A 12,212-nucleotide genomic window follows, 5' to 3' on the forward strand; every position below is an offset into this window, starting at 1 on the left:
CTGGAACCATGAAGATCCACAAGTACGACACCGTCATCGTCGGCGCCGGCGGCGCGGGCATGCGCGCGGCCATCGAGTCGACGAAGCGCAGCCGCACCGCGGTCCTGACAAAGCTCTACCCGACCCGCTCCCACACCGGCGCCGCCCAGGGCGGTATGGCCGCGGCCCTCGCGAACGTCGAGGAAGACAACTGGGAGTGGCACACCTTCGACACGATCAAGGGTGGCGACTACCTGGTCGACCAGGACGCCGCCGAGATCCTCGCGAAGGAGGCCATCGACTCGGTCCTCGACCTCGAGAAGATGGGCCTGCCGTTCAACCGCACGCCGGACGGCACGATCGACCAGCGCCGCTTCGGCGGTCACTCCCGTAACCACGGTGAGGCCCCGGTCCGCCGGTCCTGCTACGCCTCGGACCGCACCGGCCACATGATCCTCCAGACGCTGTACCAGAACTGCGTCAAGGAGGGCGTGGAGTTCTTCAACGAGTTCTACGTGCTCGACCTGCTGCTCCAGGACGTCGACGGCGTCAAGAAGTCCGCGGGCGTCGTCGCGTACGAGCTGGCCACCGGCGAGATCCACGTCTTCCAGGCGAAGGCGATCATCTTCGCGTCCGGCGGCACCGGCAAGTTCTTCAAGGTGACCTCCAACGCGCACACCCTGACCGGTGACGGCCAGGCCGCGGCCTACCGCCGCGGGCTGCCGCTGGAGGACATGGAGTTCTTCCAGTTCCACCCGACGGGCATCTGGCGCATGGGCATCCTCCTGACCGAGGGTGCGCGCGGCGAGGGCGGCATCCTTCGCAACAAGGACGGCGAGCGCTTCATGGAGAAGTACGCGCCCGTCATGAAGGACCTCGCCTCGCGTGACGTCGTCTCGCGCTCCATCTACACGGAGATCCGCGAGGGCCGCGGCTGCGGTCCCGAGGGCGACCACGTCTTCCTGGACCTGACCCACCTGCCGCCGGAGCAGCTGGACGCCAAGCTCCCGGACATCACCGAGTTCGCGCGGACCTACCTCGGTATCGAGCCCTACACGGACCCGATCCCGATCCAGCCGACCGCGCACTACGCCATGGGCGGCATCCCGACGAACGTCGAGGGTGAGGTCCTGGCGGACAACACCACGGTCGTCCCGGGTCTGTACGCCGCCGGCGAGGTGGCCTGTGTCTCCGTGCACGGCGCCAACCGCCTGGGCACCAACTCGCTCCTGGACATCAACGTCTTCGGGCGCCGGGCCGGCATCGCCGCGGCGGAGTACTCGGCCACCGCCGAGTTCGTCGAGCTCCCCGAGAACCCGGCGCAGCAGGTCGTCGACCAGGTCGAGCGGCTGCGCAACTCCACGGGCAGCGAGCGGATCACCGAGATCCGCAAGGAGCTCCAGGAGACCATGGACGCCAATGTGATGGTGTTCCGCACCGAGCAGACGATCAAGTCCGCGGTCGAGAAGATCGGCGAGCTGCGCGAGCGCTACCTGAACGTGTCCATCCAGGACAAGGGCAAGCGGTTCAACACCGACCTGCTGGAGGCCATCGAGCTGGGCAACCTCCTCGACCTGGCCGAGGTCATGGCCGTGTCCGCGCTGGCCCGCAAGGAGTCCCGCGGCGGCCACTACCGCGAGGACTACCCCAACCGCGACGACGTCAACTTCATGCGGCACACCATGGCGTACCGCGAGGTGGGCGCAGACGGCGTCGAGTCGATCCGCCTCGACTACAAGCCGGTCGTGCAGACCCGCTACCAGCCGATGGAGCGTAAGTACTGATGAGCACCCCGACTCTCGACAAGGACTCCGCGGCTGCGGACACGGCCGAGGCCGGCGCTTCGCACCTGATCACGGTCACCTTCCGGATCCGCCGGTTCAACCCGGAGGTCTCGGAGGACGCCAGCTGGGAGGACTTCCAGCTGCAGATCGACCCCAAGGAGCGCGTCCTGGACGCCCTCCACAAGATCAAGTGGGAGCTGGACGGGTCGCTGACCTTCCGTCGTTCCTGCGCCCACGGCATCTGCGGCTCGGACGCCATGCGCATCAACGGCCGCAACCGTCTCGCCTGCAAGACGCTGATCAAGGACATCAACCCGGAGAAGCCGATCACGGTCGAGGCCATCAAGGGCCTCACGGTGATGAAGGACCTTGTCGTCGACATGGAGCCCTTCTTCCAGGCGTACCGCGATGTGATGCCGTTCCTGATCACGACCGGCAACGAGCCGACCCGTGAGCGCCGGCAGTCCGCCGAGGACCGCGAGCGCTTCGACGACACCACCAAGTGCATCCTGTGCGCCGCCTGCACGTCCTCGTGCCCGGTGTTCTGGAACGACGGCCAGTACTTCGGCCCGGCGGCGATCGTCAACGCGCACCGCTTCATCTTCGACTCGCGTGACGAGGGCGGCGAGCAGCGGCTCGAAATCCTCAACGACAAGGACGGCGTCTGGCGCTGCCGGACGACCTTCAACTGCACGGACGCCTGCCCGCGCGGTATCGAGGTCACCAAGGCCATCCAGGAAGTCAAGCGGGCGCTGATCACCCGCCGCTTCTGAGCCCGGCGGCGATCCGGGTCCCCACCCGGCCGCCGAGCAGTGACGGCACCTCCCGAAGGGCCTCGCCTCCGTACCCCCGGAGGCGGGGCCCTTCGGCACGGTCGCTCACCCTCTCCTTCGCCGGGTACACGAGCACCGGCGGCAGGGCGTCGTCCACCAGCGCCACCGGTACGTCGCGGCAGAAGTACGACGGGACGAACACCAGCCCCCGCCCTTCCAGGTACAGGTCCCGCTCCACCGGATAGCCGGCCTCCAGCACCGGCGGCCGCCAGCGCATCACCGGCCCGAACGTCCGCAGCATCGCCTCCGCCCCGGACTGCGCCAGCGCATGCCTGCGCAACGCCCGGTCGAGGCCGACGCGTTCGGCGATCCGCGGCCAGCTCGGTGCCACCGCCCGGTGGTGGTACGTCCGCAGGCTGCGCGCCAGATGGCGCAGGGCGGCCGGCTCACCGTCCGCGATCCCGCGCGACCAGCCCGGCAGCGCCCGGTGCCCCGACAGCAGCACCAGCTCGGACCGCAGCCGCTCCCGTGGGGTGCTCATCACGGCCTCCAGCCCCGGCTCGACCCCGTCCAGGCCCGCGAACGGTGTGAGGAAGTCCGGGAAGTAGCCGTGCCGTGGCACCAGCGGCAGCAGGGTCCGCAGCGGCCCCGGCCCGTGCCGTACGGCATGCTGCCGCCAGGCGGCCAGCGCCGGTTCGGCCCGGTTCTCCCGCAGGGCGTGCAGGCTCAGCACCGTCTCCCATAACGGGTCGGCCCCTTCGGCCACTCTCGTACGCGCCAGATCCTGCGCGGTGAAGTGCACTCGCAGCACGTCGTCCCCCTGGTTCTGCGCCGCCTCCCCGAGCGGCGTGCCACGAGGATCTGTCCGGCGGGTACATTGCCGCAACCGAAACCCGCGGGTAGCCTCCCTCCCCCGCCGGAAGCCTTCCCCCGGACCACTCAGGCCGACCGCAGCGCCCTCGCCGCCAGCGCCTCGTCCTCCGCCCGGCGCTCCTCCATGACCTGCGCATACGCTTCGAGCGCGGCCCGCCGCCTGCTCAACTCTGCTATTTCTGCCTCAAGTTGGGACATCTGCCGTTCCACGATGCCGGAGGAGAACGCGCACGGCATCAGCCCGGGGCCGCCCTGGGCGCAGGGCAGCACCGCACCGATGTCGTCGGTGTTCAGCCCGAGGGCGAGGAGTTCCCGGATCCGCCCGACGCGCTCCACCGACTCCTCTTCGTCATAGCGCCGGTAGCCGTTCGCGTCCCGCTGCGCTCGGAGCAGCCCCCGCTCCTCGTAGTAGCGCAGCACTCGCGTGCTGACTCCCGTACGGTGCGCCAGCTCACCGATCCGCATCTGTTTCCCCCGCATCCGTTCCCCTCTGTATCCGTTCCGCTCTGCATCCGTTCCCCTCCGCGCCGGGCCGTTGCCGGGCGCCGGGTGCCCGTATTGCCGGGTGCCCGGTGCCGGACTGCCGGGTGCCGGACTGCCGGGTGCCGGACTGCCGGGTGCCCGGGCCGACTTGACCTTCACACCGGCGTCAAGGTGCAACCTCTTCCGCATGACGCAGATTCCCGCCGCGGCCAACGCGGCCGCCGCCCTCCCGCCCCTGTCCACCACCGTCGCCGGTGATCCCGCCGGCCCCGGCATCCTGCTGGCACACGGGGCGACCGGCAGCATCCAGGGCAACTACGGCGACCTCATCCCTGCACTGGTCGCCTCGGGCCATCGCGTGGTGGCCCCCGACTACCCGGGCTCCGGCAAAACCCCGCGCGCCACCGGCCCGTTGGAGCTGGACGCACTGGCCGATGCCCTGGTCGCCGAGGCCCTCGCGGCCGGTCTGGAGACCTTCACCCTGATCGGCTACTCGATGGGCACGGCCGTCTCCGTACGGGCCGCCACCCGCCATCCCGAGCGGGTGCGCGGCCTCGTGCTGACGGCGGGCCTCGCCGCGGCGGATGCCCGCACAACCGTCTGGCTCGACCTGTACCTGCACCTCCTGGAGCGTGCCGACTACACAGGCTTCGCCCGGGCCCGAGCCCTCAGCGGCTTCGCACCCGACCACTTCAACGCCCTGTCCTCCGCGGAACGGGCCGCCGCACTGGACCCGGACCCGTCCCTCCCACCGAGCGGCTCCGCCGAACAGGCGGCACTCGTACGGACCTTGGACACTACTGCCGATCTTCCCGGCATCTCGGTGCCCACCCTGGTCATCGCCACCACTCTGGACGCACTGGTGCACCCGTCCCACTCGCGCTATCTGGCGGACCACATCCCCGGCGCCGTATACACCGAGATAGCCACCGGCCATCTGCCCATGGTCGAACGCCCGGAGGAGTGGGAGGGGCTGATCCAGGGCTTTCTCGGGCGGGAGGGGTTGTGACGGGGGGAGGTGCTGCTGACCGGGAAGGGGACGCGGGATGCCGGGGGTGCCGGGGGGGGCCGGGGGGCTTCCGACGCCCCGGGGGCTTCCGGTGACGCCAGCGGCTATCCAGTGACGCCGGGGGCTGCCGGTTGCACCGGAGGGTTGAGGCTCCCGCCAGGCCCTGACGCTCCCGGTAGCGCCCTCCGCGAATCATGACTTTCGTCAGTACCAGCAGCGAGAGGCTCTGCTTACGCTCCGGTCATGAACCGAATTCGCCGTGGGGCTGCCGCGTTACTCCTCGCCGTCACGCTCCCCCTGCCCCTCGCCGCCGCCGGCACCGCCGTCGCGGCCCCCGCACCTCCCGCCGCCCACACCGCGTCGCCCACGGCCCCCGCCGCCCCCACCCGCCTCGAACTCCCCCGCCCCACCGGGCCGTACGCGGTCGGACGTGACACCCTCCCGCTCACCGACACCCACCGCAAGGACCCTTGGGTACCGTCCGCGGGCCCGCGCGAGCTGATGGCGTCGATGTACTACCCGGCCCACCCCAACACCGGCGGCGCCCGCGCTCCCTACATGGCCATCGAAGAGGCCCGGCCTCTTCTGGAGGGCATCAAGCACGCGGACGCGCTGCCGCCCGAGCAGCTGGCCGCCACCCGGACCCACGCCCGCACCGGGGCCCGCTCCATCGGCGGCAAGCACCCCCTGGTGGTGCTCTCTCCGGGCTTCACCCTCAACCGTGCGACGCTCTCCCTGCTCTCCGAGGAGCTGGCCTCCCGCGGCTATGTCGTCGCCCTGCTCGACCACGCCCACGAGTCCTTCGGCACCACCTTCCCCGGCGGCCGCACCCTCACCTGTGTCGCCTGTGACACGGTCAACAAGGCTCCCGAGAAGGCCCAGCGGAAGCTCATGGCCAAGGTCGCCGACGGCCGCGCCGCCGATATCTCCTTCGTCATCGACACCCTGACGGCCGCGCCCGGCCGCCACCACGCCCCGGCCTGGCGGCACTCGGCAATGATCGACCCGAAGCGGATCGGCACCGCCGGACACTCCATCGGCGGCAACAGCGCGGCAAGCGCCATGGCGGCCGACCGGCGGATCCGCGCCGGGGTGAACATGGACGGCACCTTCTTCGCCCCCGTCCCGCGCTCGGGGCTCGACGGGCGGCCCTTCCTGATGTTCGGCGGCCTCAACGGCCATGCGCCGGGCCACGAGGACACCAGCTGGCTGCGCGACTGGCACCGCCTGGACGGCTGGAAGCGCTGGCTCACGGTGCGCGACGCCGGCCACTTCACCTTTATCGACCTGCCGGTCCTGGGCGCGCAGCTCGGCGTCACCGACCCCAACGCCCCGCTCTCCGGCAAGCGCTCCGGCGAGATCACCCGTGACTACGTGACCGCCTTCTTCGACCAGCAGCTGCGCGGCATACCCCGGACCCTGCTGGACGGCCCATCCGCCGCCAACCCCGAGGTTGTCTTCCAGAAGCCCTGACCTCACACCGGCCCGGCCGACACAGTGCTGCTCACTCGCCCTCAAGAACCTTGTCCAGGAAGGCGTCCAGGTTCCGCACGGTACGAGCGATCCGCTCCTCCAGCGGCAGCGTCTCCTCATGCCGCCCCGCGAGCTGGGACCGCTTGCGTCCCCGGACGTAGAGGGAGCATGCGAGGTCGGCACACAGATACGTCCCGACGGTGTTCCCCTGCCGTCCCAGCGCCCCGGCCCGGCGCGCGGCGAGCAGGCTGACTCCGGACCCGGGATGCCCGGTCACACAGACCGAACACACCGTCGTCTTGGTGAAGCTCCGCCGCACACCCTGCGGCACCCGCAAGGTCACCCCGATGATCCCGTCACCCCGCGGCGCCACCAGATAACTCCGGTCCGGCGCCCCCGGATCCCGCCACCCCAAGAAGTCCAGGTCATCCCACGGGAGTTCAGCCAGGCCCACGGGCAAATGAATCCTGCTCGCCTCACCCTTCGAGCAATTGACGAACGAGGCACGTATTGCTTTTTCACCTACGGGGTCCATGATCCGGGAAGCTAACAGCGCACCCGGAGCGGTGTCGCCCGGTTTTCACCGCCCTGCAAGGTCGAGAGCGCCACCCACCGACACTTCACCCGGCACCGGCACCGCACCGGACCACTGCCGTTCCCGCCCCGGTCGTCTTCCGGATGAGCCCGGCCCGGAGCCGGATACGCAACGAGCCGTGTCCGGCATGCACCCGGACACGGCTCGTTGTGCGGTCCATCCACGCAGGGGGTGGACCAGGCTGCGCTCAGCCCCAGGCCTGGGGGCCAGGGTTGTTGCGGCGGCGGACGGCGACCACGACGGCGATGATGATGCCGATGACGACGAGCACGCCGAGCCCGATACCGCCGAAGAGCGTGAGCTTTTCACCCATGCTCATCGGCGGGTTCGGGTTCGGTCCATTCTTCACGCCGGCGGTGACGGGCGTCTTGGACGCCTTCCCCTTCGGCATGGGCAGGGGGCCCTGCGCGGGGCCTGCGGGGATGTCCTCATTGAGGGCGGCCTCGGGAACGATGTAGCCATACCCGTAATGATCATCGGGAAGCTTGAGGTGCTTCTTTTTCACGGAAGGGCTCAGACCGGCTGTCTTCACAAGGCGGTTGGCAATTTGCCCCGGCGTGAGGTTGGGGTATTTCTCGCGGAGCAGGGCGACTGTGGCGGAGACGTAGGCGGTGGCAACGGAAGTACCATCGGTCGTGCCGTAGTGAGAATCGCTCTTGCCGCCAAGGACCGGGACGTCCACGCCGGGCGCAAGAACGTCGACAGCGGAGTTGTGGTTACTCATCGACCAGACGTTCCCGTACTCATCGACGGCGCCGACTCCGATCGCACCGGGGCAAGCGGACGGCAGATTCTTCTCCGACTGCCCATCATTGCCGACACCCGCCACCACCACGACGCCCTTTTCCACCGCGTAATGGATGGATTCGCACATGTCCGGCGTATTCGGGTCCACCCCGAATGACATATTGATGACGTCGGCTCCGTGATCCACCGCATAGCGAGTTGCAGCGGGAACCGTCTTGTCCGCCGTCAAGGGCAAGAGCTTCACCCCGGGCGACAGTCCCTTCATACCTGCAGAGCCACCGGGGCCATGCCCTTGCCCGGCAATGAGACCGGCCATGCCGGTACCGTGATCGCGGCGGTCTTCGCCCGGGTTCAGGTACGGGGCGCCGTCATTCCTCGGGTTGGGAAAGTCCTTGCCGGGGAGAAACCGGCCCGTGAGGTCCTGATGGGTCTTGCGGAACGCCTTCTCAATGACGGCCACAGTGACACCCTTGCCGGTGCTCTTCTTCCAGATGTCCTGGGCACCGAAGGCGGTCAACGGCCACTGGGCGTCCCTGTTTTGGTCCGCCACTGCCGAGCCGCCCGTGCCCAGAAACAGCGCTCCGGTCAGCGCAGCACCGATGGTCGCGCGCAGAGTTCGTGTGACCCTCATGCCTTGCTCCTCATTGCTTCCGTTCCGGGCGGATGGTGACCGCCTGACGAGGTGCTCCGTTACGCGGACGCACGGAGCACCCCTTCAAACGCCGACAGCATCGTCGGCGTTCGCCGCCCTACTCGATGACTCGCGGCGCCACATTACGTTGCGGAGTCCACGTCTCTTCGTCCTCGATCAGGTAATCGGGGCGCTGACCGGTGGTGCGCTCCTTCTCCTTGCCGTTCCCCTTGGCTCCAGGGGCACCGGCCATGCCCTGGCCGGCCATCGCGCCCCCGCGGCTGCGGTGCAGCCCGGAGCCGCCCTGCTTGGCGCCACCCGTGGGTGCACCCGGCTTACCGACCATGCCGCCAGGGGTACGGGCCTGCGCACCGCTGCGCCCGGCAGCACCGCCGCGGCCGGCGCCGCCTCCGGCTCCGCCACCCATTCCGCCGCCGGGCATTCCCGGACGCCCCGCTCCGGCTCCGCCGGGCATGCCCGCACGGCCCGCTCCAGCCCCACCAGGCATGCCCGTACGGCTCGCCCCGGACCGGCCCCCCATGGCTCCGCCGCGGCTAGCGCCGCCGGGCCCCAGGGAGCCGCCTCTCTTGCCAGGCATGACGGGCATCATTCCGCCGGGCATGCCGGTCGAACCACCGCCACCCCCACCACCGCTGTGGCCACCACCGCCGGTGGAACCGCCGCCGGGGACATGCGGGTTGGCCGGCGTCAAGGTGCCGCCCTGCACGCCATCGAGGTCCGTCCGCACGGGAGGAGACGACGGCTTGATGTTCACGCCACTCGGGTCGAACGGCGCGCTCGGGCCACTCGGCCCGTGCGGGGAGAGTTGGGACGGCTTGACGCGCGGGCCACCGGGAGTCGGCATATTGACGGGCGCGGGATGCGTAGGCTCCCTCGGCTCGGTAGGCCAGTCATGGCCACGTCCGGGCGGGGGACCGACGGCATCGGAAAAGGGCGGAGTGTGTGCCCGGTAGTTGCTCGCCAGCTCTTCCATGACGATGACCGCTTCGACCTGACGCTCTTTACTCAGGGAGAGATTGTCCCGGTTGAGCTCAAGCGCCATCTTGGCGTCCATCTTCGGGTTGGCCATGTCCTTATGGAACTGCTGGTCAGCGCCGTCTTTGCCATTGGTGTCGAAGAAGCCCTCGACCTTGCCGGCGTCCTCGATCTTCGACATGGTCTTCTTGGCTTCACGCAAGCTGTGCGCGATACCGCCCTGCGGCCCGGACTCGCGACGTCCGATGAGGGCACCCTCAACGTTCCGCGCATGGCGATAGGTCAGGTCGATCTTCTTCAGGACCTTCTGCGCTTCTCGCCGGAAGGCATCCGCCGCGGCGCCGTGCCAGTGCGCCGAGGCATGGTCGACAGCGTCCATGAACGCCTTACGAATTCCCCCCTGCCCGTCTTCACCTGCAAGGCGGTCGGCCGACGCTCGCCAGTGATCGCCCGCACTCTCAATGGCGTCCGGGTCGGAATTCTTGACCATCGCCCGGAGTGCGTCGAGTCCGTGACCATGGAAATTCGAGCTGGACTTCTCGACAGGCTTGTACGAACCGAAATCTTCTTTGATCTGCTCTTTTCGGTTCTTTTCGTTGATCTTCTTTTCGTACTCTTCGGTGCCGGATGTCGCGGGTGTGTCGGACATGGCCTCCCCCTGATCGTCAGTCTGGCGTTCGTTTTACTGCGGACTCAGCTGCCTTGGCGCATGGACGCCTTGGTCTCGTGCTCCTGGTCCTCGTACGCGCCACGGCTGCGCTCGGTCTTGTCTCCGAAATCCGTGATGAGTTCGGAGAGCGCAGTGATCACCTGAGTCATGTACGTCTGCATCTTGTCGTGCGACGCGGCAAGCTTTTCGGCTTCGTCGAAGCTGGAGCCGAACGCCGACTTCGGGATGGCCGTGCTGTACTTCACCTTCTGGCTGGGTTCGTCCATGTCGCCGCGAAGATGCTTGAGTTTGCGCACGACGCCGTCGAGCTCGTCGAGGTCGACCCTGAACTGCTCACCCACTGGTTTCACTCCCCCGTTGGCTCACCTCACAGGCCGACGAAGCCTGCGGTATGAGCAGCGTAAAGAATGCCAAGACTAGGGAGTTGGGGGCCCTCGCTGCAAGATCGAATGTCGGAATGTGTACGATTTAGTGCACGATGCGACCGAACTTTGTCGACGGGTTGTTACCGACGTAGCGCAACTCTTCCCGGGCCCGATCAGGCGCGCAGCGACGCGAGTTCGACCACCGTAACGTCCGGCGGTGCCCCCAGCCGTACCGGTGGTCCCCAGGTGCCTGCGCCGCGGGAGACGTAGAGCTGGGTGTCGCCGTAGCGTTCCAGGCCGGCGATGGTGGGGTTGGTGGCGTCGGCGATGTAGGTGAAGGGCCACATCTGGCCGCCGTGGGTGTGGCCGGAGAGCTGGAGGTCGACGCCGTAGCGGACGGAGTCGTGGATGGTGACCGGCTGGTGGGCCATCAGGACGACGGCGCGGGCGGGGTCGCGGTCGCTGAGGGCCTGGTCGTAGTCGGGGCCGGCGCTCTCGGTCTGGCCCGCGACGTCGTTGACGCCGGCGAGGTCGAAGCCGGGGAGTTCGGTGCGGGCGTTCTCCAGGGGGTGAATGCCCAATTCCCGTACGTGGTCGACCCATTGGTCGGCGCCGGAGTAATACTCGTGATTTCCGGTGACGAAATACGACCCGTACCGGGATTGCAGTTCACGCAATGGCTCGGCCGCCGGGGCGAGGTCGGCGACATTGCCGTCGACCAGGTCGCCGACGATGGCCACCAGGTCGGGGCGGGTGCGGTTGATGGTCTCGACGATGCGCCGGGTGTGTGCGCGGCCGAGGACCGGGCCGAGATGGATATCGCTGACGACGGCGATCCGGAAGCCGTGGGCGGCGCGCGGCAGTTTGGCCAGCGGGATCGTAACGCGCTTGACCACCGGTCCGCGGAGTGTCGTGGCGGTGCCGTATCCGACGGCGGCCGTGGCGGCGAGGGAGGCGCCGGCGGCGACCGCCCGGGCGAGGAAGAGGCGGCGCGGCGGGGTCGCGAGCGGCGGCAGGGCGGGGGTGCGGGGCGGGAGGAGCGTGGGGGCGGAGGAAGGGGATGGGGAAGGGGAAGGGGATGGGGGCTGGGTGGGATGCGGGGCCGGGGAGGGGTCGGGGGTGGGTTCCGGAGTCGGTGGTGGGGTCTGGGCGCGGGGCTTGTGCCCGTGATCGGTGGATGACGACGGGACCTGCTCCGTGCGCTCGCGGGTGCGTACGGCTCGCAGGCATGCCGCCCGGACCACTTCTCCTGCCAGCAGCGCCAGGGTGAGGTAGAGCACCAGGGCCAGCCAGAGATAGCCGGGCCAGGCCAGTGCCTGCTGGAGGGGGAAGGGGGCGCCGGCACGGCCGGACAGGAAGGCGGCGAGGGTGGTCAGGGGGAGGACGAAGGCGGCGACGGTGCCCGTACGGCGGGGCCGGCTGCCTGGGGTGGTGGTGTCACGGACCAGCCGGCACCACAGGTAGCGGTGCACGCCGAAGAACAGTCCGAGGACCGGGACCACGATCAGGGCGAAGATCACGGCGGCTCTCCCCGTGCCCGTGGTTCAGGAGCCGGATGAGGAGGAAGCGGGTGGCTGGGGCGTGTGGTCCGCGGCCTCGCGGCGCAAGGCGCGTACGCCACGGAACCCGATCACCCCGATCGCCGTCCCCAAGAGAAAGGAAGTCACTGCGAGCAGCAGATGGACCCAGAAGTAGGCGGTCGGGTCACCCGCATCGTCGAAGGCGAGACCGCTCCCGTCCTTCCAGAGGTTTTTGACGAAAGTGATCCAGATGAACCAGCTCCACACCCCGAAGGCGAGCAGGAACCAGGACACGGGGCGAGAGAGCTTCATAC

At 69.0% G+C, this 12,212-nt stretch carries 12 protein-coding genes; 4 read left to right on the forward strand and 8 right to left on the reverse strand.

The features are described from left to right. Positions 1-8 precede the first annotated feature (8 nt). Positions 9-1,763, forward strand: a complete 1,755-nt coding sequence (gene sdhA, locus STRNI_RS16705) for a succinate dehydrogenase flavoprotein subunit (RefSeq protein WP_159486533.1) — start codon at positions 9-11, stop codon at positions 1,761-1,763. Further along, a complete protein-coding gene (locus STRNI_RS16710) occupies positions 1,763-2,536 on the forward strand; it encodes a succinate dehydrogenase iron-sulfur subunit (protein WP_093637218.1) in 774 nt (257 codons plus the stop codon). The genes sdhA and STRNI_RS16710 overlap by 1 nt, the downstream gene beginning before the upstream one ends. On the opposite strand, the gene STRNI_RS16715 is transcribed toward STRNI_RS16710, so the two are convergent. Further along, the gene (locus STRNI_RS16715) at positions 2,520-3,347 is read right to left on the reverse strand and encodes a hypothetical protein (RefSeq protein WP_229838002.1); all 828 of its coding nucleotides are present in this window, start codon (positions 3,345-3,347) and stop codon (positions 2,520-2,522) included. The two genes, STRNI_RS16710 and STRNI_RS16715, sit on opposite strands and share 17 nt — an antisense overlap. Before the next feature lie 128 nt (positions 3,348-3,475). Continuing rightward, a complete protein-coding gene (locus tag STRNI_RS16720) occupies positions 3,476-3,889 on the reverse strand; it encodes a MerR family transcriptional regulator (protein ID WP_277411500.1) in 414 nt (137 codons plus the stop codon). A gap of 190 nt (positions 3,890-4,079) precedes the next feature. On the opposite strand from STRNI_RS16720, the gene STRNI_RS16725 reads away from it, so the two are divergent. Beyond that, positions 4,080-4,901, forward strand: coding sequence for an alpha/beta fold hydrolase (locus STRNI_RS16725; protein WP_277411501.1), 822 nt, complete (start codon positions 4,080-4,082; stop codon positions 4,899-4,901). A gap of 243 nt (positions 4,902-5,144) precedes the next feature. After that, complete coding sequence (locus STRNI_RS16730; protein ID WP_277411502.1) at positions 5,145-6,374, forward strand: alpha/beta hydrolase family protein; 1,230 nt, start codon at positions 5,145-5,147, stop codon at positions 6,372-6,374. A 31-nt stretch (positions 6,375-6,405) separates the two neighbouring features. Here STRNI_RS16730 and STRNI_RS16735 read toward each other — a convergent pair whose 3' ends face one another. The 6 genes from STRNI_RS16735 to STRNI_RS16760 form a co-directional block, all read right to left on the reverse strand. Next, the gene (locus STRNI_RS16735) at positions 6,406-6,909 is read right to left on the reverse strand and encodes an FBP domain-containing protein (RefSeq protein WP_159486541.1); all 504 of its coding nucleotides are present in this window, start codon (positions 6,907-6,909) and stop codon (positions 6,406-6,408) included. Positions 6,910-7,156: 247 nt separating this feature from the next. Next, entirely contained in the window at positions 7,157-8,347 is a 1,191-nt protein-coding gene (locus STRNI_RS16740; protein ID WP_277411503.1) for a S8 family peptidase, read from the reverse strand. A 118-nt stretch (positions 8,348-8,465) separates the two neighbouring features. Further along, positions 8,466-9,992, reverse strand: coding sequence for a WXG100 family type VII secretion target (locus tag STRNI_RS16745; RefSeq protein WP_277411504.1), 1,527 nt, complete (start codon positions 9,990-9,992; stop codon positions 8,466-8,468). A gap of 44 nt (positions 9,993-10,036) precedes the next feature. After that, positions 10,037-10,354, reverse strand: a complete 318-nt coding sequence (locus STRNI_RS16750; RefSeq protein ID WP_109892193.1) for a hypothetical protein — start codon at positions 10,352-10,354, stop codon at positions 10,037-10,039. 197 nt (positions 10,355-10,551) lie between these two features. Continuing rightward, positions 10,552-11,898, reverse strand: a complete 1,347-nt coding sequence (locus STRNI_RS16755) for a metallophosphoesterase (RefSeq protein ID WP_277411505.1) — start codon at positions 11,896-11,898, stop codon at positions 10,552-10,554. 24 nt (positions 11,899-11,922) lie between these two features. Beyond that, positions 11,923-12,210, reverse strand: a complete 288-nt coding sequence (locus STRNI_RS16760; RefSeq protein ID WP_018089140.1) for an SCO4848 family membrane protein — start codon at positions 12,208-12,210, stop codon at positions 11,923-11,925. Positions 12,211-12,212: the final 2 nt, after the last annotated feature.

Origin of the sequence: Streptomyces nigrescens, from assembly GCF_027626975.1 — a bacterium.
In the GTDB taxonomy this organism is placed as follows: Bacteria; Actinomycetota; Actinomycetes; order Streptomycetales; family Streptomycetaceae; genus Streptomyces; species Streptomyces nigrescens.

Bases quoted from the DNA above. Each gene is read 5' to 3' on its own strand.
- STRNI_RS16710 (WP_093637218.1), top strand. From the start codon at position 1,763: ATGAGCACCCCGACTCTCGACAAGGACTCCGCGGCTGCGGACACGGCC.
- STRNI_RS16725 (WP_277411501.1), top strand. From the start codon at position 4,080: ATGACGCAGATTCCCGCCGCGGCCAACGCGGCCGCCGCCCTCCCGCCC.
- STRNI_RS16760 (WP_018089140.1), bottom strand. From the start codon at position 12,210: ATGAAGCTCTCTCGCCCCGTGTCCTGGTTCCTGCTCGCCTTCGGGGTG.
- STRNI_RS16745 (WP_277411504.1), bottom strand. From the start codon at position 9,992: ATGTCCGACACACCCGCGACATCCGGCACCGAAGAGTACGAAAAGAAG.
- STRNI_RS16730 (WP_277411502.1), top strand. From the start codon at position 5,145: ATGAACCGAATTCGCCGTGGGGCTGCCGCGTTACTCCTCGCCGTCACG.
- STRNI_RS16740 (WP_277411503.1), bottom strand. From the start codon at position 8,347: ATGAGGGTCACACGAACTCTGCGCGCGACCATCGGTGCTGCGCTGACC.
- STRNI_RS16735 (WP_159486541.1), bottom strand. From the start codon at position 6,909: ATGGACCCCGTAGGTGAAAAAGCAATACGTGCCTCGTTCGTCAATTGC.
- sdhA (WP_159486533.1), top strand. From the start codon at position 9: ATGAAGATCCACAAGTACGACACCGTCATCGTCGGCGCCGGCGGCGCG.
- STRNI_RS16720 (WP_277411500.1), bottom strand. From the start codon at position 3,889: ATGCGGGGGAAACAGATGCGGATCGGTGAGCTGGCGCACCGTACGGGA.